The sequence below is a fragment of the Pseudarthrobacter sp. HLT1-3 genome (genome assembly GCF_059383535.1).
On sequence record NZ_JBWZCJ010000004.1, the window covers coordinates 46,839 to 73,167 of the forward strand.

The 26,329-nt window shown below is 67.3% G+C and carries 20 protein-coding genes; 5 read left to right on the top strand and 15 right to left on the bottom strand.

Going from position 1 to position 26,329, the window contains the following annotated elements:
- Positions 1-58: 58 nt before the first annotated feature.
- The 15 genes from AC50X9_RS04895 to AC50X9_RS04965 all read right to left on the bottom strand — a co-directional run bounded on the left by AC50X9_RS04895 (position 59) and on the right by AC50X9_RS04965 (position 19,030).
- Positions 59-865 carry a response regulator gene (locus AC50X9_RS04895; protein ID WP_494890860.1) on the bottom strand — a complete coding sequence of 269 codons (807 nt, stop codon included), beginning with the start codon at positions 863-865 and terminating at the stop codon, positions 59-61.
- A complete protein-coding gene (locus AC50X9_RS04900; protein ID WP_494890862.1) occupies positions 858-2,195 on the bottom strand; it encodes a sensor histidine kinase in 1,338 nt (445 codons plus the stop codon). Before AC50X9_RS04900 ends, AC50X9_RS04895 begins: the two co-directional genes overlap by 8 nt.
- Before the next feature lie 31 nt (positions 2,196-2,226).
- Positions 2,227-3,114, bottom strand: a complete 888-nt coding sequence (locus AC50X9_RS04905; protein WP_494890864.1) for an ABC transporter permease — start codon at positions 3,112-3,114, stop codon at positions 2,227-2,229.
- Positions 3,115-3,117: 3 nt separating this feature from the next.
- Positions 3,118-4,062: an ABC transporter ATP-binding protein gene (locus tag AC50X9_RS04910; protein WP_494890866.1), complete on the bottom strand. Its 945-nt coding sequence runs from the start codon at positions 4,060-4,062 to the stop codon at positions 3,118-3,120.
- Between the two features lie 129 nt (positions 4,063-4,191).
- Complete coding sequence (locus AC50X9_RS04915) at positions 4,192-5,688, bottom strand: bifunctional phosphatase PAP2/diacylglycerol kinase family protein (protein WP_494890868.1); 1,497 nt, start codon at positions 5,686-5,688, stop codon at positions 4,192-4,194.
- Positions 5,689-5,745: 57 nt separating this feature from the next.
- Positions 5,746-6,933: an MFS transporter gene (locus AC50X9_RS04920; protein WP_494890870.1), complete on the bottom strand. Its 1,188-nt coding sequence runs from the start codon at positions 6,931-6,933 to the stop codon at positions 5,746-5,748.
- A gap of 110 nt (positions 6,934-7,043) precedes the next feature.
- Complete coding sequence (locus AC50X9_RS04925) at positions 7,044-8,726, bottom strand: ABC-F family ATP-binding cassette domain-containing protein (RefSeq protein WP_494890872.1); 1,683 nt, start codon at positions 8,724-8,726, stop codon at positions 7,044-7,046.
- 56 nt (positions 8,727-8,782) lie between these two features.
- A complete protein-coding gene (locus tag AC50X9_RS04930) occupies positions 8,783-10,780 on the bottom strand; it encodes a penicillin-binding transpeptidase domain-containing protein (RefSeq protein ID WP_494890874.1) in 1,998 nt (665 codons plus the stop codon).
- 88 nt (positions 10,781-10,868) lie between these two features.
- Positions 10,869-11,525 carry a response regulator gene (locus AC50X9_RS04935; RefSeq protein WP_494890876.1) on the bottom strand — a complete coding sequence of 219 codons (657 nt, stop codon included), beginning with the start codon at positions 11,523-11,525 and terminating at the stop codon, positions 10,869-10,871.
- Complete coding sequence (locus AC50X9_RS04940) at positions 11,522-12,928, bottom strand: sensor histidine kinase (RefSeq protein WP_494890878.1); 1,407 nt, start codon at positions 12,926-12,928, stop codon at positions 11,522-11,524. Before AC50X9_RS04940 ends, AC50X9_RS04935 begins: the two co-directional genes overlap by 4 nt.
- Positions 12,929-13,103: 175 nt before the next feature.
- Positions 13,104-14,543 carry a phytoene desaturase family protein gene (locus tag AC50X9_RS04945; protein ID WP_494890880.1) on the bottom strand — a complete coding sequence of 480 codons (1,440 nt, stop codon included), beginning with the start codon at positions 14,541-14,543 and terminating at the stop codon, positions 13,104-13,106.
- Entirely contained in the window at positions 14,536-16,002 is a 1,467-nt protein-coding gene (locus AC50X9_RS04950; RefSeq protein ID WP_494890882.1) for a glycosyltransferase family 87 protein, read from the bottom strand. The genes AC50X9_RS04945 and AC50X9_RS04950 overlap by 8 nt, the downstream gene beginning before the upstream one ends.
- 183 nt (positions 16,003-16,185) lie before the next feature.
- Positions 16,186-16,326, bottom strand: a complete 141-nt coding sequence (locus tag AC50X9_RS04955; RefSeq protein WP_494890884.1) for a hypothetical protein — start codon at positions 16,324-16,326, stop codon at positions 16,186-16,188.
- A 653-nt stretch (positions 16,327-16,979) separates the two neighbouring features.
- Positions 16,980-17,564 (bottom strand): histidine phosphatase family protein, encoded by a 585-nt coding sequence (locus AC50X9_RS04960; protein ID WP_494890886.1) that lies wholly within the window; start codon positions 17,562-17,564, stop codon positions 16,980-16,982.
- Positions 17,561-19,030: a CCA tRNA nucleotidyltransferase gene (locus AC50X9_RS04965; RefSeq protein WP_494890888.1), complete on the bottom strand. Its 1,470-nt coding sequence runs from the start codon at positions 19,028-19,030 to the stop codon at positions 17,561-17,563. The genes AC50X9_RS04960 and AC50X9_RS04965 overlap by 4 nt, the downstream gene beginning before the upstream one ends.
- Before the next feature lie 219 nt (positions 19,031-19,249).
- Between AC50X9_RS04965 and AC50X9_RS04970 the strand changes: the two genes are divergently transcribed.
- From AC50X9_RS04970 to trxA, 5 genes are all read left to right on the top strand, one after another.
- Positions 19,250-19,750, top strand: coding sequence for an NUDIX hydrolase (locus tag AC50X9_RS04970; protein ID WP_494890890.1), 501 nt, complete (start codon positions 19,250-19,252; stop codon positions 19,748-19,750).
- An 80-nt stretch (positions 19,751-19,830) separates the two neighbouring features.
- Positions 19,831-21,873 carry a murein biosynthesis integral membrane protein MurJ gene (gene murJ, locus AC50X9_RS04975; RefSeq protein ID WP_494890892.1) on the top strand — a complete coding sequence of 681 codons (2,043 nt, stop codon included), beginning with the start codon at positions 19,831-19,833 and terminating at the stop codon, positions 21,871-21,873.
- 173 nt (positions 21,874-22,046) lie between these two features.
- Entirely contained in the window at positions 22,047-23,708 is a 1,662-nt protein-coding gene (locus AC50X9_RS04980) for an ABC transporter substrate-binding protein (protein ID WP_494890894.1), read from the top strand.
- 174 nt (positions 23,709-23,882) lie between these two features.
- Positions 23,883-24,839: a thioredoxin-disulfide reductase gene (gene trxB / locus AC50X9_RS04985; RefSeq protein WP_494890896.1), complete on the top strand. Its 957-nt coding sequence runs from the start codon at positions 23,883-23,885 to the stop codon at positions 24,837-24,839.
- A gap of 36 nt (positions 24,840-24,875) precedes the next feature.
- A complete protein-coding gene (gene trxA / locus AC50X9_RS04990) occupies positions 24,876-25,202 on the top strand; it encodes a thioredoxin (protein WP_494890898.1) in 327 nt (108 codons plus the stop codon).
- The last annotated feature ends 1,127 nt before the right edge of the window (positions 25,203-26,329 follow it).

The window sequence follows — 26,329 nt, forward strand, 5'->3', positions numbered from 1 at the left end:
CTGGCCCGCTGCTGCCGGGCCCGCTGCCCCGGCCGTCTGGCCGGTGCAGCGCATGGGTTCAGTACTCCGGGTTGCTCGGCACTACCAGTCCGGTCTCATACGCGTAGACCACCGCCTGGACCCGGTCGCGCAGATGCAGCTTGTTGAGGATCCGGCGCACGTGCGTTTTGACGGTGGCCTCGGAGAGGAAGTACCGGTGTGCAATCTCGGCGTTCGAAAGACCCTCGGCCATCGCCCCCAGCATCTCGGTTTCGCGCGGAGTCAGGTCCTCCAGCAGCGGATCCCTGTCAGGACGGATCCCGTGGCCGGACTCCCGCCCCGACGACACGCCGCCGGTCCCGAACGACACGACGCCGGACCCGGACGGGGCCCCACCAGGCAAGCCCCCGGTCCCGTCGGGGTGCGCCCCGTTGCCCCGGACATACGTTTCCAGCAGCCGCCGCGTGACGCGCGGCGCCACCACCGCATCCCCGCTCGCCACCACCCGGACGGCGCTGACCAGGTCGGCGGGCGCCACATCTTTAAGCAGGAAGGCCGAGGCCCCGGCCTGGAGCCCGGCGAAGGCGTATTCGTCCAGGTCGAAGGTTGTGAGGATGATGATCTTCGCGTGGGTTCCGGACGCGGTGATCGCCCTCGTTGCCTCGATCCCGTCCAGCAACGGCATCCGCACGTCCATCAGCACAACATCGGGCGCGAGGTCACGTACCCCGCCGACCGCTTCCGCACCGTTGGACGCCTCGCCCACCACGCTCAGATCCTCCTCGCCTTCGAGGATCAGGCGGAAGCCCATCCTCAGCAGCGGCTGGTCATCCGCCAGCAGGATGCGGATCCGGCCGGTCCCGCTCGTCGGGTCCGCTTCACTCATGTGCCCTCAATTCCCCGTTGTCGCCGCTCCAGTGCAGGACGGCATGCACGCGCCAGCCATGATCGGCGCTGCGTCCTGAAGCCACGGTGCCCGCGTAAATTCGAGCCCGCTCCAGCATCCCGGCGAGTCCCTGGCCGGTGCCCACTGACCGTGGGGAATCCCGTGCCCCCGGCGCCGCGGACGAGCCGTCGGAACCGACGGAGCCCTTGCCGTCGTCGCCGACGTCGATGGTGACCGTTGACCCGTCCCGGACAATCGCCACCTCCACCCGGCCCAGGGAACGGCCGTAGCGCAGCACGTTGGTCAGTGACTCCTGCACGATCCGGTATACCGTCAGCTGGAACGCGGCATCGTCCGGCAGCGACGGTCCGGTGTGCGAGTAGTGCAGCGGCAGGCCCGCCGTGCGGAAGCCCTGCATCAGTTTGTTCAGGCTGTCCGGTGCACCGAGCGGTTCACGCGGAGCCTGCCCGGGTGCCGAATCGTCACGCAGGACGCCGAGGACGCGCCGCATATCCGCCAGGGCGGTGCGGCCGGTGCGGGAGAGTTCCCCGAGTACCTCGGCCGCCCGCGCCGGGTCCTTCCGAACCACGACGGCGGCGCCGTCCGAAAGGCTGATCATCACCGTGAGCGAATGCGCCACGACATCATGCATTTCGCGGGCGATGCGGTTGCGTTCCGTGACCGACCCGAGCCGCGTGGCCCCCGCGGCCCAGGCGGCCATCTCCTGCTGATGCTCGCGCCCCTGCCGGACCGAGATGCCGATCCCGGTGGCAATCACGTTGGAGAGGGCAATGCTGACGCCGGCGGCAACGCTGCTGATCAGCTGGAAGTTCTCCGGTGTGTTTACGCCCAGGTCCGGCACTCGGCCATCCAGCGGACCGACTGCCAGCAGGAGGTACAGGACCATCAGCGGCGCCGTGGCCGCGGCCAGGCAGACCAGGGCGAAACGCTGGCTGCGCACCACCGCGACGGAGTAGAGCGCAAACCACAGCCCGCCGGAGACGTTGGACCCCCAGGGGTGCAGCAGGGTCACGCCCACCTCCAGCGCGGCCACCACGGCAACCACCGGCACCGGATAACTCCGCCGGAACAGCAGCGCCGCTGCGGCCGCCGCGAGCAGCACGGCGGCCGGCCAGACGCCGTCGCGCACCGATCCCACCGCGGTGGGGGTCACCAGCAGCAGGTAGCAGGCCACGACAACGGCATCCATGGCCCGCGGATGCTGGAACAGGTAGCGCCCGATCCGCCCCCGGCGTCGGGCGGTGATTTCAGCGAAGGACGCGCCGGCCTGGTCGGCCGACGCGCCCCTAACTGGAACTGCGTCAATCATGCTCTGAGCCTAGACGGTGACCCGGCGGGGCCTAGACGTCGCGCCTTTTCAGCAGCACGGCGGCCAGGACCACCGGGATGACCACCCAGCCGCCGAGCACCAGGGCGGCCTGCCAGGCCTCCAGGGTGTCCGGAACGTGCTGCACGGCTGTCATCGGTTCGACCGTGTTGCCCGGCAGGTACTTGCGGGCCTCGACGAAGAAGTCACCCGGGATCAGCTGGAAGGCGATCGGTGCGACGAAGAACAGCCCGACCAGGCTCATGATGCCGCCGGCGGAGTTGCGGATCAGCGCGCCCAGGGCCATGCCGATGGCGGCGACGGCGGCAACGTAGAGGCTGTTGACGAGCAGCAGCTTCACCGACTGCGAGCTGCTGAGGTCCAGCTTGAGGTCGTAGTTCTCCAGAATCGGCAGCGACACCAGGCCGGCCAGGAACACGGAAGCGGCGGTGAGGACGAAGGCCGTCACCATAACCACCAGCAGTTTGGCGGCGAACGCCGGGAGCCGCTTGGGGACGGCAGCGAACGTGGAGCGGGCCATGCCCGTGGTGAACTCTGAACTCATCACCAGCACACCCAGTGAGCCCAGGATGAGCTGCGCGAACACGATGCCGGAGGTGGGGACGCCGACGGCGATATCCCCGCCCTGGGAGGCGAAGGCAGCGGCGGCTTCCGGGTCGGTGGCCGCGGCCTCGGCGAACTGTCCTGTTCCCCAGCCGGAGAGGGCGCCGAAGCCCACGACGACCAGGATGGTGCAGCCGAGCAGGATCAGGGTGGACAGGAGCGTGCGGAACTTGATGAATTCGGAGTTCAGCACCCGCGGGAAGCTGGGGCCCGGGCCGGTGCTGGAGGGCTTGCCGGCCGGGGCGTTTCCGGCGCCGGCGGGAGCATTGCGGGAGGGGTCTAGGGTGGTGGAGCTCATGGCTTAGTTGCCTCCGGACTGGACGGGAGCGGCAGCGCCCGTGGTGATCAGCGAGTGGTATTCGACCTCATCCTTGGTCAGTTCCATGTAGGCCTCCTCAAGGCTGGCCTGAAGCGGCGTGAGTTCGTAGATCATGACGCGGCTGTCAAGGGCCGCGCGGGCGATCTGGCGCGGATCCAGGCCCGAGACCTCGAGCAGTTCGTTGTCCTGCAGCTCCACGGAGATGCCGTCACCGGCGAGCAGGTGCATCAGGTGGTCCGGCTGGTCGGTTCGGACGCGGGTGCGGATCCGGCCCTTGCCGTTGATGATGTCCTGGATGGGCGCGTCCGCGATGATCCTGCCGCGGCCGATCACAATCAGGTGGTCCGCGGTGACGGCCATTTCGCTCATGAGGTGGCTGGAGAGGAACACCGTGCGCCCCTCGGAGGCCAGATACTTGACCAGGTTGCGGACCCAGACCACACCTTCCGGGTCCAGTCCGTTGACCGGCTCGTCCAGAATGACGGTCTGCGGGTCGCCGAGCAGTGCCGCGGCGATGCCAAGCCGTTGTCCCATGCCGAGCGAGAATCCGCCGACCTTCTTCCGGGCCACTTCGGCCAGCCCCGTCATTTCGATGACTTCGTGCACGCGCTTCTTGGGGATGCTGTGCGTGGCGGCCATCGCCAGGAGGTGGTTGTATGCCGAGCGGCTCGTGTGGACTGCCTTTGCGTCGAGCAGGGCGCCGACGTCGCGCAGCGGCGCGGCGTGCCGGGCGAACGGTGCGCCGTTGACGGTGACGGTGCCCGACGTCGGCCGGTCCAGCCCCATGATCATGCGCATGGTGGTGGATTTCCCGGCTCCGTTCGGACCCAGGAAGCCGGTGACCCGGCCGGCCTCGACGGTGAAGTTGACGCCGGCGACGGCGGTCTTGTCGCCGTAGACCTTGGTCAGGGCTCTTGCTTCGATCATGGAAGCGTTCCTTTGGCTAGCTGTGGGGGTGGTGTACCCACCACGCTACCGAGGCGGGCAGCCGATTTCGCCGGTCTCAGGGATGATTCAGGGTCGAATCAGGGTAGTCCGGGAGGATGACAGCGCAGTTCAGGAGGCCGGCGAGTAATACGTCAGGGCGCCGGGCAGGACCGAGAATTCGACGGCGCGGACCCCCGGCATGACCTCTCCGTCCACTGCGAGGACCATGGTCGTGTCCCCCGGTTCCACCCGGATACTGCGTGTTTCGCTGAGGTGGGTGATGCGGGAGGTGGCGACGGTCCCGGTCAGCACCGACCACAGCAGCCGGAGCCGGGCGAAGGACTCGTCGGCAGTGATCATCCTGAGGTCGAAGACACCGTCGTCGAGGACGGGGCGGACCAGCGGGGCATGGTCCCGGGGGTAGTAGCGCCCGCGGCCGACGTACAGGATCCAGAGTTTGTGCCGGACGCCGTCGACAATCAGGGTGGTGGGCTTTTCGGCCGCGAAGGTCCGGAGCATGGCGACGACGCCGGCCAGGGGTTTGCCGAGGGCCGGCTGGAGCAGCTCGCGACGGCGGACCAGGTTCGGGTACAGGCCGATACTCGCGGTGTTGAGCATGGTCAGCTGCAGCTGTTCGGGGGCGTCCGGAAGGCCTCGCTGCACGGCGACCAGGCCCAGATCCGCCCGGGCCGCTTCGCCGCGGGTCGCGGCCTCCACCGCGGCGGTGAGATTCGGGGTTCCGGCGTCCCGGGCGAAATGGTTCAGCGTGCCGCCCGGCAGGACCAGGAGCGGGAGGTTGTGCTCGACGGCGGTCGCTGCCGCCGTGCCGACGGTTCCGTCCCCGCCCCAGACGCCGAGGGCCGAGACGCCGGGCCGGGCCGCTACCCCGGCGATTTCCGCTGTGAGGTCCTTATCGTGGTCGACTTCCTGTATATACGCCTTAGGGAATACTTCTTCCAGGGCAGCTGCCGTCTCCTCCGCGTAGGAGCCGCCCAGGGTGTTGACGGCGATGCCCAGGCCCGCACCTTCCGGCAGTTCGGGGGCCAGCACAGCCGTGCGCCGGATTTCCGGGAAGGGCGGCCGGACCGGCCACCATTTCCTTGTGACCATGGCCGCTCCGGCGCCGATCGCCGAGCCGAAGAAAACATCCGAGGGCCAGTGCGCGCCGGTGTGGACGCGGGAGTAGGCGACACCTGCCGCGAGGGGTGCCAGTGCGGCGCCGACCGCCGGTCGCACGAGGCCCACGCCCAGGGCGAACGCCACGGCCGAGGCGGAGTGGCCCGAGGGCATCGAGGAACTCGTGGGTTGGGGATGGACAAACCTGAAGACCGGCAGGTGCTCCGGCAGCGGACGGGCACGCGGCAGCAGCGTCTTGAACCCCAGGTTGGTGACGGCGGAAGCCACGGCCTGCGCCAGCAGCCCGTGCAGGGCGGCACGCCGGGTCCGGCCCTTGAACAGGGCCATCACGGCGGCGATGGCGAACCAGAGTTTGCCCTTGTTCGCGGCGGCGGAAAGCCGCCGGAAGAAATCGTCGTGGTGGCCCCCGGGGAAGTTGGAGACGGCGCGGACGAGTCTGCGGTCGAGTTTCCCCAGCCGACCCGGCGCCTTCCTCAGCATGCTGCGCATCCGACCACCTTACTGCCGGCGCGGGCGGCGAGGCGCTCAGACGGGCCCGCCGGGTGTCTAGCTGGAACGCAACGGCTTCGCGGCGCCGGCAAGCAGCAGCGCACCCAGAATCGGAATCATGATGGTCAGCAGGGCCAGCCGGATACCGACCAGGTCCCCGAGGTAGCCCAGCAACGGCGGCCCGGCCAGGAATGCGACGTACCCGATCGTGGAGACCACCGACACCCGGGCCGCGGCGTGCCTGGGGTCGTCCGCTGCGGCCGACATCCCCATCGGAAACGCGAGGGCGGCCCCGGCGCCCCAGAGCACCGCTCCGGCCGTGGCCAGCCAGAGGTTACCGGCCAGCACGAAGAGCCCCAGCCCGGCGGCGGCGGCGGCCATGCTGCCGCGGAGCACCGGCACCCGGCCGTAGACGTCGATCGCCCGCCCGCCGAAGAAGCGCACCGCGGTCATGGCCAGGACAAACGCCGCGAACAGCAGCGCACCGGTGGAGTCCGTAGCCTCCAGTCCGTCGACGGCGGCCTTCGCGATCCAGTCATTGCCGGCGCCTTCGGTGAGGGTCGCACCCAGCACCACCACACCAATCAGCAGCGTCCGTCCGTCCCGCCAGGCGGAGCGGCCCCTGGCTTCCCTCGGTTCCCCGGCCGACGGCGCACGCACCGGGGTGTGGGGCAGGAAGTAGCGCGGCGCAAACATCGTCAGCACCGCAACGATCGCGGCGATCACAAGCAGGTGCGCCGGGAGCCCGACGCCCAGTCCCGCCAGGCCAGCACCGATCAGGGCCCCCAGGAACGCGCCGCCGCTGAAGGCGGCGTGGAACTGCGGCATGATGGTGCGGCCGAGCTGGTGCTCGACGTCGGCGCCTTCGATGTTCTGGGACACGTCCCAGAGCCCGATGCCCATGCCAAAGAAGAACAGCGCAATGCCGGTCCCCGGAACGGACTCCGCCAGCAGCGCCAGCGCAACCCCGACGCCGGCCAGGGCGGCGACCAGACCGGCACCGCGCACGGTGTTGGCCGTCCCGATCCGGGCCACCACGGCGCCGGCGGTGGGCAGCGCGATCAGGGAGCCGGCCGCCACGCAGAGCAGCAGGGTTCCCATCTGGCCCGAGGAGATGTGCAGGATGTCCGTCACCGCGGGGATGCGGGCGGCCCAGCTGGCGAACACGAGCCCGTTGATCCCGAAAATCAGGAAGGTTGCGGCGGCAGCGGCATTGAGTTGCGGTCGGGTTGCTGTCCTGGTCATACGATAACTACTTCCACCGAGTGTTGGTCGAGCCGAAAAAAACAACGCGGGGTCACTTAGCGCCGATAAAACCCCTTGGAAGGGCGCTAGGTGACCCCGCGTTGGAGTGGCTAGCGGGCGCGCTGGACGCGGTTTTCGTCCCAGACGGGTTCAGCCGATTCATAGACCTTGCCGTCTGAGCCAAAGACCAGGAACCGGTCGAAGGTCCGGGCGAACCAGCGGTCGTGCGTCACGGCCAGGACGGTTCCCTCGAAGTGGTCGATGGCGCGTTCCAGCGCCTCCGCCGAGTGCAGGTCCAGGTTGTCCGTGGGCTCGTCGAGCAACAAGAGCGTGGCGCCGGAAAGCTGCAGAAGCAGGATCTGGAACCGGGCCTGCTGCCCGCCGGAGAGGGATTCGTACTTCTGCTCCGACTGCGAGGCCAGGCCGTACCCGTCCAGCGCGCCGGCCGCCGCCTCGCGCCCCAGCCCCGAGCGGTGTTCGTCGCCGCGGTGCAGGATTTCCAGCAGGGTTTTGCCGAGCAGGTCGGGCCGGACATGGGTCTGGGCGAAGAAGCCGGGGCGGATCCTGGCGCCGAGTTTCACGGTGCCCTCGTGCGGGACTTCGGCGATGTCGACGTCGGACACCGGCAGGTGCTCGCGTTCCGGGTCGGTGCCGCCGGTGGCGAGCAGGCGCAGGAAGTGGCTCTTGCCGGAGCCGTTGGAGCCGAGCACCCCGACCCGGTCCCCGAACCAGACCTCGGTGGAGAAAGGTTTCATCAGTCCCGTGAGTTCCAGTTTTTCGGCGACGACGGCGCGCTTGGCGGTCCGGCCGCCCTTGAGTCGCATCTTCACGTTCTGCTCGATCGGCAGGGCCTCGGGCGGACCGGCTTCGAGGAACTTCGCCAGCCGGGTCTGCGCGGCGTGGTAGCGGTTGGCCATGTCCGAGCGGAACGCGGCCTTGTTCTTGTACATGTTGACGAGTTCCTTGAGCTTGATGTGCTCCTCGTCCCAGCGTTTCCGGAGCTCCTCGAAGCGGGCGTTCCGGTCCGCGCGGGCCTCGACGTAGGAGCCGAAGCCGCCGCCGTGGATCCAGGCCCCGGCGCCGTTGATGCCCGGTTCGAGGGTCACGATACGGCCCGCGGCATTGTTCAGCAGTTCGCGGTCGTGGCTGATGAAGAGCACGGTCTTCTTCGACTCGTTGAGCTTGCCCTCAAGCCAGCGCTTGCCCGGGACGTCGAGGTAGTTGTCGGGCTCGTCGAGGAGCAGCAGCTGATCGGGGCCGGCGAACAGTGCCTCGAGGACCAGGCGTTTCTGCTCGCCGCCGGAGAGGCTCGACGCCGGGCGGTGCTGCGCGCGGTCAAAGGGCAGGCCCAGGGCGGCCATGCAGACCTCATCCCAGACGGTCTCGACGTCGTAGCCGCCGGCATCTCCCCAGTCCACGATCGCCTGGGCGTAGGCCATCTGGGTGGGCTCGTCGTCGTGCTCCATCATGGCCAGTTCGGCGTCGTCCACGGCGCGTGCAGCGGCCGCCAGCGCGGGGGGCGCGGCGGAGACCAGCAGGTCGCGGACAGTGGAGTCATCCCGGACCTGGCCAACGAACTGGCGCATGATGCCCATGTTGCCGGAGCGGCCGACCACGCCTTCGTCGGCGATGACGTCTCCGGAGATAATGCGGAAAAGTGTCGTTTTGCCGGTTCCGTTGGGCCCGATCAGCGCCGTCTTGGTCCCGTCCGGGACCTTGAAGGTCACGCCGTTGAGCAGCTGGGTGCCGTCGGAGAGGAAGTAATCGATGTTGGAAACGTCAATATGAGCCACGCTTCCATCCTCCCACGGGCACTACCGCGGGTTCGCGCGCCTGCACGCCGCCGGGTTCAGCCCGCAGCGGTGAGGAACTCCTTCAGCAGCGGACCGGAGACGGTGGCGCCGAGCCCGCCTTCCTCGACGAACACGGCGACCGCGAGGTCCCCGTGCACCGCCACGATCCAGGCGTGGGTCTTGGGCGGGTCGTCGGAGCCGAACTCGGCTGTTCCCGTCTTCGCTCCCACCGGGGCTCCCGGAACGGACGCGAGGAAGCCGGTGTGGCCGGAGGTGACCACGGCGCGCATCATGTCCGCAAGGGCGGCGGCCTCCGCTGCGGTGACCGGAGTGCCCGAGGTCGTGGCCGGTGCCGGGGCCGGGGCGGCGCCTGACGTAGTGGCTCCGGCTGGCGGGGCTGCCGTGGTGGAGGCGCCGGCGCCCGCTGCGGCCTCGCCAGTTCCGGGGTTCAGAACGAGCTGCGGCGAGACGGGCGCACCCTTGGCGACCGATCCCGCCATGACGGCGGCGGCCAGGGGGGACATCAGCACCTTGCCCTGGCCGATCATCGAGGCGGCGTGCTCGGTGCCCGTGGCGACGCCCGGGACGGAGCCGAGAAACGCGGATGCACCCAGCGAGGGCGCTTCCACCGCGACGCCCAGGGCGGTGGCGGCGGCTTCCAGCTGCCCCTGGCTGACGGTGCCGCGGGCGTTGATGAACGCGGTGTTGCAGGAGTGCGCGAAGGCATCGCGCAAGGTTACGGATCCCAGCGAGGAGGCCGGGTAGCCTTCGGCGTTTTTAAAGGTCCGGCCGTCGACAGTCAGGGTCGCGGGGCATTCCACCGTGGACTCCGGGGTCATTCCGTTGCGGATCATGGCCAGGGAGTCAACGATCTTGAAGATCGAGCCAGGGGCGTACTGCCCCAGCAGCGCGGTGTCGTATCCGTTGCTGCCCGGTCCGGAGGCGGCGGCCAGGACAGCGCCGCTGGAGGGCCGGAGCGCCACGATGGCCGAGGCCGGACCCACCTTGCCCAGCACGTCTTCGGCCAGCTGCTGGAGGGCCGGGTCGAGGGTGGTTTTCAGCGGGGTTCCCGCCTCCATCGGCACGGTGAACAGGACGCGGCGGCCGCCGTTGGGCAGTCCCTGCCGCTGTTCCGCGGTGAGGCCTGCCCTCTGGGCAAAGACCTGGGTGCCGCTGGTGCCGCGCAGCTGCGCGTCGTACTGCTGCTGCAGTCCGCCCGTGCCGGCGGTGTCCCCGGGCTGGAGTGCCCCGGCGGATTTTTCGATCTGCTCGGCGCTGGCCTCGCCGACCGTCCCCAGCACGGCACGGGCAAAACCGCGGGTGGGAGCGAGCGGAACAGAGTCGGCAACGGCCCGGGCGCCGGGAATCGCGGCAATTTGCTCGTCCGTGATGCTCCGGCCGTCCTCACGCAGGGTGATGGCGGAGACAAAGGCCTCCGGACCGGCGGCCTGGACCTGCTGCGTGTAGGCCGCGGGGTCCACTCCCACCAGCTCGGCGAGCTGGGTGGCGGATGCCGCCGGATCGGCGGACGCCAGCAGGGGTTTGTCGATGCCAACGTTCACGACCGGCCGGTAAGTGACCAGCTTGGCGTCACCGGCGCCCAGGATCTCCGCCCGCTGCGGGGACTCGGTCGACGTGCCGAGGGCTTCACCCGCGGCCAGCTCGGGGACGAGCGTCGCCGGGTTCCAGACGGTCAGCCACTTGCCGCCGGACTTTTTCAGCTCAGCGAAGGTGGTGTACTTCCACTCTCCGGAGCCGATCTTCCAGCTGTAGTTCAGCGGGACCGTGGCGGTGTCCTTCTCCAGTGTCAGCTCCCCGCTTTCCACCGCGGGTTTGGCCGGGGCCAGTGCCTTGAAGACCTCTTTGAGCTGGTCGTTGGCGGCGCCCGAGTCCAAGCCGTCGACCGGCACCGCCCCGACGTCGAGCGCGGCGACGGCGGAGGCAAGCTGCTTGGCCGCATCCTGGGCGCCGGCGCGGCCGTCGTCGCAGGCCACCAGCGAGACGCCAAGAACCAGACCAACAAGGACAGCTGAAAGTTTTGATATGTTCCCCACCGCGCCATTATGCACCGTGCCGCAGACAATTCCCGTGTCACACGGTGTAGGCCGCGGCCCCTGGTGGCCCCAGCGGCGGCGGCCGCACTCAGAAGCGCCGGATGATCCTGCGCTGCGCGGCCACGGAGATCGCGGCCGTGCGGTTGTCCACGCCGAGCTTGCCGTAGATGTGCACGAGGTGGGTCTTGACCGTGGCCTCCGAGATGTACAGCTGCTTGGCGATGGCCCGGTTGCCCAGGCCGGTGGCGAGCAGCTCCAGCAGCTGGATCTCGCGGCCGGACAGGACCGGTTCGGGATTGCGGATCCGGCCCATCAGCCGGGCGGCGACCTCGGGCGCCAGCGCTGTCTGGCCTGCCGCGGCGGAAAGCACCGCCTGGCGGATCTGTTCCGGCGGGGCGTCCTTGAGCATGTAGCCGCTGGCCCCGGCTTCCACCGCGGCGAGGATATCGGCGTCGGAGTCGTACGTGGTGAGGATGAGCACCGGCGGCGCCGGCTGGCCGGCTTCGCCCGCCTTGATCCGGCCCGTCGCCGTAACGCCGTCCATGCCGGTGCCCATCTGCAGATCCATCAGGACGACGTCGACCGGCTCGCCGAGGGTGTGGAGCCGGGAGAGCTCGGCCAGGGCCGCGCCGCCGTCGGCCGCCTCGGCCGCGACGGAGATGCCCTCGAAATCGCTCAGCATGGCCCTCAGTCCGGCGCGGACCACGGGGTGGTCGTCAACCAGCAGTACCCGGATATCGCTCACGGTTCGTTCCCTGCCGGGGAGTCACCGAGCGGCAGCCGGATGGCCACCACCGTTCCTTCACCCGGGGCGGACTCGATGTCCAGGCTGCCCGCCAGTGCCGCCACCCGCTCCTGGAGCGACTTCAGCCCGTAGCCCGACCCGTCGGGGCGCCCGGTGTGGCCCGTGACCGCCGGGGGATCGAAGCCCACGCCGTCGTCGTAGATATCCATCGCGACTTCGCTGCCCAGGAAGGACAGGGTCACGACGGCGGTGCCCGCCTTGGCGTGCACCCAGACGTTCGCGAGGCTTGCCTGGGCGGCCCGGAGCAGGGTGGTGCGGTACGGGTTGGGCAGTTCCACCGGTGTTCCTTCAAGGTCGAAGCGGCAGCGCAGCCGGGCGCCGCGGGCGGCCGCCTCGGTTTCGGTTTTGTCGCAGAGCCGGCGCAGGCTGCTGACCAGGGGATCCTCCGGTGTTTCCCGGGGGGAGTTGCCCGGCTGGATCTCAGCTGAATTCTCTGCTGAGTTCCCCGCCGACTGCTCTGCTGAGTTCTCCGGCTGGTTCTCCGCAAATGCGGGTGGCTGCAGGCCCCGGACGAAGTTGCGGGCCTCGGCCAGGTTGGCCGAGGCCGTCTCCTGGACCGTCCGGAGCCGGTCCCGGGCGGTGGCGGTGTCCCCGTCGTCGAGCGACTTTTCCGCCGAACGGCCCATCAGCACAATGCTGGAGAAACCCTGGGCGAGGGTGTCGTGGATTTCGCGGGCCAGCCTGGCCCGCTCGGCAAGTGTGCCCGCGTTATGCTGGCTGCGCGCCAGTTCCGCGCGGGTGCGGCGCAGTTCCTCGGCCGCGAGCCGCTGCTTTTCCGCCTCCACATAGAGCGCCCGGTACGCCAGCCCGGTGACCACCGCAAAGGCTGCCCCGAACGCCGGCCCCAGCACCATGGGCAGCTGCAGGGCCCCCCCGTCCGCTACGGCGTTGTGGAACCACAGCGCCACGATGACCAGGACCGTGCTCAGGGCGATCGCCGGCAGCGCCAGCCGCAGCGGCAGCACGTGCAGCTGCAGAAAGAAGAGCGGAAAGGCCAGCCACACGAAGTCGGCGCTGGTCCAGATCAGCAGCAGCCAGAGCAGGCAGACGGCACCCAGCCACAGGTCCGAATACGGCATCGGGTCGAACCGGGACGGATCCGTGGAGTGGCGTTTCTCCAGGACGGTGCCCAGCACGTAGACGGCGGCAAGAATCAGCGCGAGGACCAGGGTGACCCAGTTCATGTCCCGGAGTCCCGTCCCCAGCAGCCGCACGAGGGCGACGAGCAGCAGTACCGCGAAGCCGCTGTGAAGGCACACCCGCAGAACGCGCAGTATCACCGCGGCCTCCGTCGTGCCTGCCGTGGCATTCCCTGCCAGCGCACTGCGGTCCTTGTCGTCCATGCTTTCAGCGTAGTGCCGGGCGTGGCCGATTCCGGTCTCAAATGCCGGCCGCCGGACCAGGATCAACCTTTTGGTTGACCGCGTTGATTGGAGCCGCGGGTGACCCGCTCCGGCGGGCCGGCACCAGCCCCGGAACCGCTCGCCGCGGCCCCTGGCCTGACGCCCGGTTGATGACCTAAATCCCGAGCGTCGGCACCCGAAGCCCAAATATGTCCTTTAGGGCATATTTTGCGGCGTGGAACCCTGCCATGCCGGTCACGCCGGGGCCCGGCGGGGTCGAGGACGAGCACAGGTAGACGCCGCGCAGCGGAGTCCGCCACGGGACCGGGCCCAGGACCGGCCGCCGGATGATGCCCCGGAGGTCCACCCGGCCGGCGCTGAAGTCCCCGCCGACATAGTTTTCGTTGTAGTCGGCCAGTCCGGCCGCCGTGGTGACGTGATAACTCACGACGAGGTCGCGGAATCCGGGGGCGAAGCGCTCCAGCTGGGCGATTACCGCCTCGGCCATGTCCACGGTGGAACCGGCCGGCACATGGCAGTAGCTCCACAGGATGTGCCGGCCTGCGGGTGCGCGTCCGGCGTCGAAGCGCGAGGGTTGGGAGGCCAGGACGTAGGGCCGGTCCGGATGCCGTCCGGTGGCGACGAGGTATTCCGCCTCCGCCATCTCCGCACGCGTGCCACCCACGTGGATCGAACCGGCGTCGGCCAGTCCCGGCGCGCTCCAGGGGACCGGGCCGGAAAGGATGAAGTCGACTTTGCAGGCCGCGTTGCCGAACCTGAAGGATTCCAGCGCGCGGCGGTACCGATCCGGGAGTCTGCCGTCAGCGAGCCTAAGCAGCCCGGGCGGTGCCACGTCCAGCAGGGTGGCCCGGACCGGTGGCAGCTCCGCAAGGGATCCGATCCGCACCCCGGTTTCCACTGCTCCGCCGTGGGCTTCAATGTCCGCCACCATGGCCTGCGCGATCGCTGCGGAACCGCCTTCCGGGACCGGCCAACCCACAGTGTGGGCCAGGGCCGCCAGCAGGAGGCCCGCGCCGGCCGTCGCCGGGGCCGGGAGCCGCCCGACCGCATGCGCCGCAACGCCGGTAAGCAGCGCGGGCGCCAGGTCCTCCCGGAATCTGATCCCCCACAGGGGCGAGCCCTGCTCCAGGACCCGGGCGCCGAACAGGGCAGCCGCCAGCGGGTCCTTTGGTATCCGCAGGAGCTGGTTCAACGTCAGGTCCGTGATGCCATCCGCCCGCTGCACGAGGGGGGCCATCAGCCGCCCGAAGGCAGCGCCGTCCCGCCCCAGGCCGGCAACCGTCCGCTCAAGTGAGCGGTACGCCAGCGCTGCCCGGCCGCCGTCGAGCGGCGTACCGTACGAGACCTCAGGAACGTCGAGCCGGATCCGCCGGGACAGCTGGAACTGCCGGAAGAACGGCGAGGCCAGGGCCATCGGGTGCACCGCCGAGCACACATCGTGAAAGTGGCCGGGCTCCAACAGCTCGGTGGTCCGAAGCCCGCCGCCCGCGGTGGGCGCCGCCTCGTACACGTGCACCTTCAGTCCCGCGCGGGCCAGGGTTACCGCCGCGGCGAGTCCGTTCGGCCCTGATCCCACGACTGCGACGTCAGGCATCAGCGGCCTTCCGCCAGGGCAGCAAGGAGGCCGAGGGGTGGAAAAGGTCCACCCGCAAACGGTCCGGAGCACCTTCGAACGGCCCGCCCTGCGGGTCATCCAGCCCGGACACGCGGACGACGTCGTGGCCGGGGTCCCAGATCTCCCAGGCCACCCGCGCCATCAGGTAGGCGGTGGCGATCATATGGAAGACCACGGCGAGGACGTAGTAGGGCATATCAATATTGTGCTGGGCCACACCGCCGCTCGTCACCTGCCCGAGGTACATCCAGACGGCCGCCCAGTGCAGCCCCTCGAACGTTTGCCAGACCAGAAAGTCCCGCCAGCGCGGCCGGGCCAGCGCCAGCAGCGGGATGAGCCAGATGACGAACTGCGGCGAGTAGACCTTGTTCGTCAGAATAAAGGCGGCGACGATCAGGAAGGCCAGCTGCGCAAGGCGGGGCCGCCGCGGCGCAGCCAGAGCCAGAATCCCGATCAGCACGCAGGCCAGCACAAAGAGGTTCAGGGCAAGGGTGTTGATCACCTCCGGCTGCAGCGGAACCCAGGCCAGCCGGCCGGCGACCAGGTTGTAGGCAAACCAGGGGGAGCTGTAGCCGGCAGGCCGGTCCTCGGTGAACTGGTAGAAGTATTTCCAGCCCTCCGGATTGCCGACGGCGACCGGGACGTTGACGGCGAGCCAGGCGGCCGCGGCGGCGCCTGCGGTGACGAAGATGGCCCGGATCCGCCCGGTACGCAGGGCCAGCAGCAGCACCGCGCCCAGAATCAGCACCGGGTAGAGCTTGGTGGCCGTGCCCAGGCCGATCAAGATCCCGGCGAGCACGAGTTTGTCCCGCGAGAAGCAGTACATCCCGAGGGCCAGCAATCCAACAGCCCACATGTCCCAGTTGATGGTGCCGGCAAGGATGATGCCGGGGGCCACGGCGACCATTGCGGCGTCCCACTGCCGGCGGCGGGCCATCCGCGCCGTGGCGAGTACCGTGACGATCCAGACGGCGGCTATGAGAGTGGCGTTGATATCGAAGTAGGCCAGGATCCGGCCGGCCGAGACGCCGTCGCCCGGAACCAGCAGGGCCGTGGCTCCCGCGATGAACCCCATCAGAACGGGGTATTCAAAGAACGTTCCCTGGGTGATGAAGGGGAAGGCACCGTCGCCGAGCCCGCGGTTCTTAAACAGCTCGGGGAAGTCCGAATAGCAGCTCGCGTAGAACTGGCCCGGGGTTTCCCAGCCGTTGAGGCGGCAATACGACTTGAGCAGGATTCCGAGGACAGCTGCCAGGACGGTGAGCAGGATCAGGACGCGTTCCACGGTGAAAAACCCGGGGGAGACGATACCCGGGGCCGAACGACGGCCCATGGGTCCGCCAATCACCTCCGTGAAGTTCCTCAGCAGGGGATCGCTGCGGCTCGGGATGACCAATCGGACCCGTCGGCGGTGCTCCGGCGGCTTTGTCTCCTGCATGCCCCCGAGCTTACCGGGGACGCCCGGGCTCCCGGGTTCGGGGTTGCCCAGTGGCGGGACGAGCGGCGAGGCCGGTGGCGCCGGGGCCGGGTTAAAAGGGGGAGCCCACGCGTCGCCGCGTGGGCTCCATGGCGGTCAGTGCCGGTGTGGTCATCAGGTCCTCCGTCGACGGCCTGGACTGCATCAGCGGATGAAACCCGTCTGGTGCATAGCGACGTAGACGTCCTCACGCTTCTGGTCGAGGAGTTGTCCGTTGAAAAGCGTCGTGTGCCCGGGGGACTGCCGGAGGCTCAGGCGCAGGATTCGCTGGAGTTTCTGCTTCAAGGTGGTCACCTCCCGCCGGTGGCTCTCGGGGCATGGTCGGTCGGTGCTGCTGGCAAGAGTCACAATGGACCTTTCATTGGTTGTGCCGGCGATGCTGGAGCAATTGGGCATGACAATTAAGGCCTCTGTGATTTGAGGAAGAAAAGGCCGTAATTGGGCAGCGAATTACCCGGCGCTAATTAAATGATTTCGCATGCGCGAAAGGCCTGTTACCGAACGCTGGAATGCCGCAACCCCAACAAGAAGCTGGTTCCGAACTTTGGGGATGCGGCGCAACCGCGGGGGTCCGCCTGGGTCAGTCCGCTGTCACCGCACTCCCGGTAACGGTGGTGCCGTTCCCGCCGCGACTCCGGGGTTCCAGGAACTGGAAACCAGGCCGGAGTGGAGGGGTCAGGAGGCAGACGGGCCGAAATTTGGGCGCGGTTCAGCGGCAGAGGCCGGGGTGGCGGTGATGAGATACATCCATCCGCTAGTCAAAGTAATCATTTTTCCCAACCTCCTTTACTGCTCTTCCGCGGCTCCGGCTGACTGGCCGGGCGACGCGTTCCACGACCCCGGCAGAACGCTCTGGGGTCAAACATAAAAATACACCATCAATACGGCCCTTGACTACCGCATTCATAAACTTTTCCCAGCTATTTTCTAAACCGTATTTAGAGTCCCCAGCGGACCACTGCCGGGGTCTTCTTATCCCAGCCGAGCGTGCAGACTTTCGCGGTTCCCAGGATGAAGTGCCGGCCCTCGTGCGCATCGAGCCCCAGCCACCGCGCGGTGAGGATCCGGGAGAAGTGGCCGTGCGCCACGATCAGCACATTGTCCAGGCCGGATTCCAGCACCCGCGCGACGATTTTGTCAGCCCGCGCGGCGACGTCATCAAGGGCTTCGCCGTTCGGCACGCCGTGGGTCCAGATCAGGTACTCCGGATTGTCCTTGCGGATGAGGTCCGAGCTGATGCCCTCGTAGTCGCCGTAGTCCCACTCGACCGCGAGCGGTTCCAGCTGCGCGTCGGGAAACCCGGCCAGTTCAGCTGTCCGGCGTGCCCGCCGCAGCGGTGACGTGAGTACCAGGTCGAAGTCGACACCGTCGAGCACCTTGCGTGCCTCCACGGACTGCTGTTCACCCTCCACGGTCAGCGGGAGGTCGGTGAGGCCGGTGTACTGGCCGCTCTTGGACCATTCCGTTTCGCCGTGCCGCAGGATCCACAGCTGCGGGCGGGGGCCGTTGGAAGGTGCAATCACTGGGACTCCTCGGTTGAGAGTGCGACGGCGGACTCGGGCTGGGCAGCCCACCATTCGTGTAGCTTGGCCTCGGCCACGGCGGGATCCAGCGGGCCGTGTTCCATCCGTTCCTCGAGCAGGAATTTGTAGGCGCGCCCGACGACGGGACCCGGCTTGAGGCCGAGGAGTTCCATGATCCGGCCGCCGTCCAGGTCGGGGCGGACGGCCTCGAGCGATTCCTGCTCGCGCAGGGCGGCGATCCTGGCCTCCAGATCGTCGTAGGCGAAAGCGAGCCTCTCGGCCTTCCGCTGGTTGCGGGTGGTGACGTCCGAACGGGTGAGCCGGTGCAGCCGCTCCAGCAGCGGTCCGGCGTCGGTAACGTAGCGGCGCACGGCCGAATCGCTCCAGCCGGCGTCGCCGTAGCCGTAGAAGCGCATGTGCAGCTCCACCAGCTTGGCCACGGCCTTGATGGTGTCGTTGTCGAAGCGCAGCGCCTTCATGCGTTTCGACGTCAGTTTGGACCCGACCATGTCGTGGTGCCGGAAACTGACCGCGCCGCCCGGCTCGAAACGGCGCGTGGCGGGCTTCCCGACGTCGTGCATCAACGCCGCGAACCGCAGGACGAAGTCCGGTCCGGGCACGGCGCCGTCGTCCCCGGTTTCGAGTGCGGCGGCCTGCTCCAGGACCTGGAGGGAGTGCTGGTAGACGTCCTTGTGCCGGTGGTGTTCATCCGATTCGAGGCGCAGGGCGGAGACCTCGGGCAGCACGAAGTCGGCCAGCCCGGTGTCCACCAGCAGGTCCACCCCGGCCCGGGGGTGTGCGGCGCAGATGAGCTTGACCAGCTCCTCGCGGACGCGTTCCGCGGAGATCATGGTAATCCGTTCGGCCATCCGGGTCATGGCGGCACGGACGTCCTCGTGCACCGTAATGCCCAGCTGGGCGGCGAACCGGGCAGCGCGCATCATCCGCAGCGGATCGTCGGAAAAGGAGGTTTCCGGGGCGCCCGGGGTGGCGAGGAGGGAGGCGTGGAGGTCGCGGACACCACCGAATGGATCCACCAGCTCCAGCGCCGGGAGGCGCAAAGCCATGGCGTTGATCGTGAAGTCGCGACGCAGCAGGTCATCCGTGAGGGACTTTCCGAAGGCCACCACGGGTTTCCGGGAGTCGGGATCGTAAGCATCGGCGCGATAAGTGGTGATTTCGATCTGGAAACCGGCCTTACGCATCCCGATGGTGCCGAAGGCCCGCCCGATTTCCCAGTAATTGTCAGCCCACTTCTTGATCAGGGCAACCGTCTGGTCCGGGGTGGCGTCGGTGGTGAAGTCCAGGTCGGGGGAAACCCTGCCCAGGAAGAGGTCACGCACCGGGCCGCCCACCAGCGACAGTTCATGGCCGGCGTCGACGAATCGCTGCCCAAGCTCCAGAACCACAGGGTCTACCTGGAAATCAACAGTTTGCGAGTCAGTCTCGTGATGTGCGTGCGCCATAGTTTCTTAAGCTTGTCAGAAATCCCGGCCAGCACCACACTGAATCCTTCCCGGAGTCCCGCCGTCGGCGCTGAAGACGGGGGCGTCCCGGGCGATCCACTTTCCCGGCCGTCCACTTTCCTGCCATGTTTAGGTCATCAAGAGCGGACAAGAGTCGTTAGAGTGGACTTCATGGCCCATCCCGTACCGAGCGCTCCCGGCAGGAGGACAAACCCACCGTTGCCTTCGGCAATCGGTGCCCACGTCGCGCCGGTGCAGCACTCCGGACAGGCCTCGCTTCCCACTGTGGAGGAAATCTCCGCCGGCGGCGTCGTAGTGGACACGTCCGACGCCGAGCTCCGCGTTGCGATCATTGCCCGCCTTAATCGGGGCGGGCGGCTGGAATGGTGCCTGCCCAAGGGCCACCCGGAAGGCAAGGAAAGCAACGAGGAAGCCGCCGTGCGTGAGATCGCGGAGGAAACCGGCATCGAGGGAAAGATTCTCGCGCCGCTGGGCAGCATCGACTACTGGTTCACCGTCAGCGGCCACCGCGTCCACAAGACCGTCCACCACTACCTGCTGCAGGCCACGGGCGGGGACCTGACGATCGAGAATGATCCTGACAAGGAAGCCGTGGACGTCGCCTGGGTTCCCATTCTGGAACTGGCCCGGAAACTTTCGTTCCCGAACGAACGCCGCATCGCGGACCTGGCCAAGGAAGTACTGCCCGAACGCCGTTAGGGCAATGCAGACGCTCCGCAACCCTCTTAATAGGATGCCGATAGCGCCCAAAGCCTTGCCCAGGTGAGACGATGAAGGCAATGTCATCTGCCAAACCCACCCCTGCGCCCTCCGGCCCCGCCGATTCTAAAGCTGTCCAGTCCGGAGAAGTCCGTTCCAGCGCGATCATGGCCGCCGGAACGCTGGTCTCGCGTTTCCTGGGATTCGGCAAGACCTGGATGCTGGCGGCCGCCCTGGGTCTCGGTTCCACGGTCAACGACACCTTCATCAACGCCAACAACCTGCCGAACCTGATCTTCCTGCTCGTGGCGGGCGGCGTCTTCAATGCCGTCCTGGTGCCTCAGATCATCAAGGCCAGCAAGGCCCCGGACAAGGGAGCAGACTACATCAGCCGGCTGCTGACGCTGGCGGTCCTCGTGCTGCTGACCCTCACGCTGCTGGTGACGCTGCTGGCGCCCTGGGTCATTGAGCTGACAACACAGGGCTATTCCCCGCAGCAGAAGGCCCTCGCGGTGGCCTTCGCCTTCTGGTGCCTTCCACAGATCTTCTTCTACGGCCTTTACGCCCTGCTGACCCAGGTGCTGAACGCCCACGGGGCCTTCGGGCCCGCGATGTGGGCGCCGATCCTGAACAATATTGTCGCCATTGCCGGCCTTGGCATGTTCATCTGGACGTTCGGCGCCAACGTTGCCAACCCGCACACCCTGGACACGTGGGACTCCAGCCAGACCTTCCTGATCGCCGGATTCTCCACCATCGGTGTCATCTCCCAGACGGCCATCCTGCTGGTTCCGGTGTTCCGGCTCCGGCTCGGCCTGCGCCCACGCTTCGGCTGGCGCGGGGTTGGGCTGGGCCAGGCCGCCAGGCTCAGCGTCTGGACCCTGGCGACGGCCGCCGTCGGGCAGTTGGCTTTCCTCTACGTCATGCGCATCGCCACGATCCCGGGCGCGGAACGGCTCCGTCTGGAACAGGCAGGGGACCCGGCCGCCGGCACGCTGCCCGGCAACGCCGTGCTGGAAGTGGCGAGCCAGCTCTACCTGCTTCCGCACTCCATCATTGCGCTCTCGCTGGCCACGGTGCTGTTCAACCGGATGACCCGGGCCTCACAGGACGGGGACCGGGCCGCGCTGCGCCGCGCACTCTCCCACGGGCTGCGGACCATGGCCGTGGCGACGGTGTTCGGCGCGCTGGCGCTCTTTGCACTGGCCGGACCGCTGGGAATGTTCTTCTCCGGCGGGGTGCCCCAGGACGGCGTGATGCTGGCCCAGACGCTGACCATCCTTGCCCTCAGCACGCCGTTCATGAGCGCCAACTTCATGATGTCCCGTGTGTTCTACGCCAATGAGGATGCCCGGACACCGTTCTTCATCCAGCTGGTGCTGGCCCTCGTAAATCTGGTTGCCGCTTTCATGATCCAGTTCCTTCCGTTCGACCAGATCATCTTCGCCATCGCCACCCTTTATACTGGCGGCAATATCCTGTCCGTGTTCCTCAGCGCCATCTTCCTGCGCCGGCTCCTGGGGCATCTGGACGGTCCGCGGATCGTCAACTCCTACATCCGGATGGGATACGCCGCGCTGGGATCCGCGCTGGCAGGTGCAGTGGCTTTGTGGCTGCTCGGGAGCTACTCCCCGGACGGGTTCGCCTGGAGTACCCCCCTTGCCGCGCTGGTGACGATCGTCGTCGTCGGACCCGTTATGCTGGCGGCCTACCTGCTCCTGCTGAAGCTCTTCCGCGTGACCGAGCTGAGCGACCTGCTGCAGCCGCTGCTGGGCCGCCTGCGCCGCCGCCCGACCGTGGAGCCCACCGCAGATTCACCCGCCGGCGCTGCGACACGGACGAGGCCGGACCGGGCAACTGTTGCGGTGGACACCGGCCTCATTCCCAGAATCTCAGGGGAGTTCGACGCAGCATCCTTCCGCGCCGGCCCGGACCTTGACGAACACGACGAACGGGCCGGGCGCGCGGGACCTGAAGGCGGCTACCTGCCGGCCGAAGATCAGCCCACCACGGCAGAGAACGGCCTGGGCCGCGGCGATGTCCCGCTACCCGGTCGAAGGACCTACCAGGGGCCCGCGGGTCACAACCCGTATTTCCCCTTTGGCGGTAAGAAGAAAAAATAGTTTCCAGCAGGGTACGCGGCGCCGTGCTTCCGCGGCCCGGACACTGCATCGGCTAGGATCGAAGACTAACAAGGGGAGTTGCAGGCTTGGCGTCCACCGGCTTTACCGGGGCGCCCGCGGTCACTGATGAAGTGATCAGTCCGGCAGCTTCCGGACAGTTCTAGGAGGAACCTGTGTCCCACCCGATCGATGTCGGATCAGTACTAGGCGGCCGTTACAAGGTCACTGCCACTGTATTGACTTCCCATGACCAGGATCTGGTGCTGGACGGCGTGGACCAGGTGCTGAACCGATCGGTGAGCATCCTGGTTGCCGGGCCGGACAATGCCGAGCAGGTGGCACAGAGCGCCCGGGAAGTCGCCACGGGCGAGCGTCCCGGCAGCGTGCAGATCCTCGATCTGGGGGTCAGCGATGCCACCACGTACCTTATTACCAACCACACCTCGGCCGCCGATCTGCTCGACCTGGTCGTGTCCTCACATCCGCCCTACGTCGAACCGTTCTTCACGGACACGCTGGGCAGTGAAATCTTCGGCCAGCCGCGCTCCCAGGAACCGGAGACCTACGACGGGCTTTACGACGATGAAGAAGTAGACGCCGGGTACATCAACTACGGGCAGAACCAGCAGCAGGCCGCCCCGGCATCGCGTGTTCCGCCCGCCGCGCCGCGTGTCACTCCTGCCGGCCCACGAAACACACCCGCCGTGCCGCCAGTTTCCCCCGCGCGTGCGCCGTTGCGTCCGGCGACGTCGCCCGCTGCCGGCGCCGGAGCAGCAGGGGTTGCCGGACTCGCCGCGGGTGCCGCCGGTGGTGCGGCCGCGGCTTCCTCCAAGGCGAAGTCCTCCGGAACTACGCCGGAGAAATCCACTCCTGAGGTCACGGCGCCCCAGCCGGTGCAGGGAACTGCGCCGGGCTCCGGTGCACCTGACAGCACGCCGCCCGCCGCCGAAACCGGAACACCCAAGGTGTCGCTGTGGTCCGACGACGACTACGATCATCCTGCTCCCGAGGCATCCCAGACGTCCCGCCAGGGTCGTGCACCGGAGCTTGCTGCAGCCGCTGGCGGTCCAGCCGCCGACACTGCCGCGGCGGACCGCGCTCCCGGAATTTTCCCCGGTTCGGCCCGTAATAGCGATAGCGACGCTGAGGCGGATGACGAGTACTACGGGCAGGATGAAGAACCCCGGCGCGAGCCCCGCTCGATGCGCTGGTTGGTGGGCGGACTGCTGGCCGCGGTCCTCGTGGTCGGTCTGGTTCTTGCTGTCACCAATCTCGGCAGTCTCTTCAAGACCCCGCCGCAGGCCGCCGCGAGCGGCACCACGTCCAGCAGCGCCCCCGCCCCGAGCTCGGCACAACCGTCGGGGACCGCCACCGCCGCACCGGCCGCAGGTCCGCCGGCGATCGCGGGCGTCACCCGGCTGGGCAACTTCGATTTCGCCGGCACCTATGACGCCGACCTGGTCAAAACCTTCGACGGCAATGCCGCCAGCTACTGGTCGGACATGGAATTCGCCACGGACAACTGGGGTGGCCTCGCCACCGAGGTTCCGCTCGTCGTGAAGTTGAAGAGCCCTGCCAAGGTTTCCTCGGTAACCCTGAGCCAGTTGGGGGCCTCAGGCGGCAGCATCAGCGTCTTCACGAACGACCGCCCTTCCCTCGAAGGCGCCAAGCAGGTGGGCAGCAACAGCTTCACTTCCCCCGATCTGACGATGCCCCTGCCCGAACCCATTACGGCGCAGTACGTAATCGTTTCGATCAAGGCCCTGCCCCAGCTGGCCTCGCCAAAAACCCGCTATGGATTTGGCCTGCGTCTGGCTGAGATCAAGGTCCAGTAGCCCGTTCGAATCGACGGGATGGCCGGACGGACTTCATAGCCAGGACGGCCCCTGAGTGCTGGTGTGCTTGTGGGGTGCCCGACCCGACCGGAATATTCAGCACCAAGTAGTAGTTGTGCCATGTGGCCGGCCACCCAGGCGGGCGGATAGACAAAGGAAGAGGTTCACCGTTCAGTGAGCAACGCAGAAAACACCGCGTCCGAAATACGTGATGTCATCATCGTAGGCTCCGGCCCCGCGGGCTACACCGCTGCGGTGTACACGGCGCGCGCCAACCTGAAACCTCTGCTCCTGGCAGGATCAGTAACTGCCGGCGGCGAACTGATGAACACAACCGACGTCGAGAACTACCCGGGATTCCCGGATGGCATCATGGGTCCGGACCTCATGGAGAACTTCGAGAAGCAGGCCGCCCGGTTCGGTACCGAAATCCAGTTCGAGGACGTCACCGAACTGGATCTCGACGGCGATATCAAGACCGTAACCATCGGCACGGGGGAGACCTTCCGGGCACGCTCCATCATTCTGTCCACGGGTTCGGCCTACCGCGAGCTCGGGCTGCCCAACGAAAAGCGCCTCTCCGGCCACGGCGTGAGCTGGTGCGCAACCTGCGACGGTTTCTTCTTCAAGAACCAGGACATCGCAGTGATCGGCGGCGGGGACTCCGCAATGGAAGAGGCACTCTTCCTCACCAAGTTCGCGAAGTCCGTTACCGTGGTTCACCGCCGCGACAGCCTGCGGGCGTCCAAGATCATGGCCGACCGCGCACTGGCCCACGAAAAAATCAGCTTCGTCTGGAACGCCGGCGTCGAGGATGTCCTTGGTGAGGACAAGGTCACCGGCCTCCGGTTGAAGAACCTCGTGGACGGCACCGAAACGGAACTCGCCGTCAGCGGTGTCTTCGTGGCGATCGGCAACGATCCCCGCACTGAACTCATCAAGGGCAAACTGGACCTGACCCCCGAGGGCACCATCGCCGTCGACGGCCGGACCTCCAAGACGAGCGTCCAGGGTGTCTTCGCGGCCGGAGATGTCATCGACCCCAGTTACCGACAAGCCATCACCGCCTCAGGCTCCGGGTGTGTAGCCGCACTAGACGTCGAGCACTACCTCGCAGACTTCCACGCCTAAACGGCGCAGCAATCAACCGAAGAGAAAGACAGGGCTATGAGCAACGCAAAAGACGTAACGGATGCTAGTTTCGGCACCGACGTACTGGCTTCTGAGAAGCCGGTCATCGTGGACTTCTGGGCCGAATGGTGCGGACCGTGTCGCAAGCTCGGACCGATCCTCGACGAGATCTCCGTGGAGTACAGCGAGAAGGTGGACGTCGTTAAGGTAAACGTTGACGACAATCCGGCGATCGCGGCCCAGTACGGCATCACCTCCATTCCCGCTGTCTACCTGTTCCAGGGCGGCGAGGTGAAGGGCACTGTCATCGGAGCCCGTCCCAAGCAGTACTTCGAGAAGGAATTCGCGGACGTTCTGTCCTGATTCTTTGGTTGGGTCTGCACGCTGTGCGGACCCAACCCTGAGTGGCCCCGCTTCCTCCCAGGAAGCGGGGCCATGTTTCTGTACGCTGCCAAGTACCGGTCCGGTACTAGCCTCTGCGTCCCCACGGACTTTCTGATTCCGGTGTATTCAACATCCATCGGCTGTCTTTTGCTGAACAATCTCGCTCTTCCGGCCTGTACGCCCAAGTGCGGGCCGGCAGGAGAAGGGGAATCCCAACTCTTGGGCCGGATGATGCCAGTCTCCCGGACGAGCCGCACTTCCTGCTCGGTCCGTTGGAGCCGAAGTGTTGCCCATCTAGTTCGCCTTCTCACTTGCGGGCTCCGGCTACGGTTTCACGTGAAACATTACTGGCGGCGGCATCGACCGGGACATGTCTATCCTTGCAGCCCGCGATTCCGATTAGGAGTCGCACGTTTCACGTGAAACATAGGTGGGGAGTGGTTATGGAAATCAAGATCTACGGGAATTCTTGATGTTCGCAAGACGCCGTGATGGTGGTCCTGCTCAGGATTCTTTCGGCGGTACCCACACTGGGCACATGAACTACGCTCAGACGGCCATTCTCCAATCGCCGTAGTCGGGCAACAGCCCGTCGGCAGAAACCGGGAGGGCAGGGAAAGTGTTCATTCAGCTAGCTTCGCGTCCGCGTCTGGGGCCTTGTCCGGCTCTTGATCCAGCTCGTCGGCTACGAATCAACTTCAGCCCACTGACAGCCTTGGATCACCCGCATGAAACCCGCACAAACCCATACATCAGCCATCCTGGCCATGATGCGGGATCTCCATAGCGAAGCTACGTTTCACGTGAAACCATGCTGTGGCACCCACGGCGCACCTGGCCACCTCGAACTGCCTGCAGGCACGTGACTAAAGTCGGTGAAGGGAAGCGGGATTCGGGCGTGTGTGCCGGTGGACCACGTTGTTGGGTACCGCTGATCCGGGGACCCGGCCGGCAAGGCGGGTTGGCCAGACCGGCCGGGATTCGCTGTCGCCGCGGGTCTGGGGGCCTATTCCCGTAGCCGGTGGCGGCCTTGGCTTCCTGGCTGCGCAGCCGTCGCATATCCATCGCGCCGAGGTTGAGTATGCAGGGCTTGGCGCCATCCGATT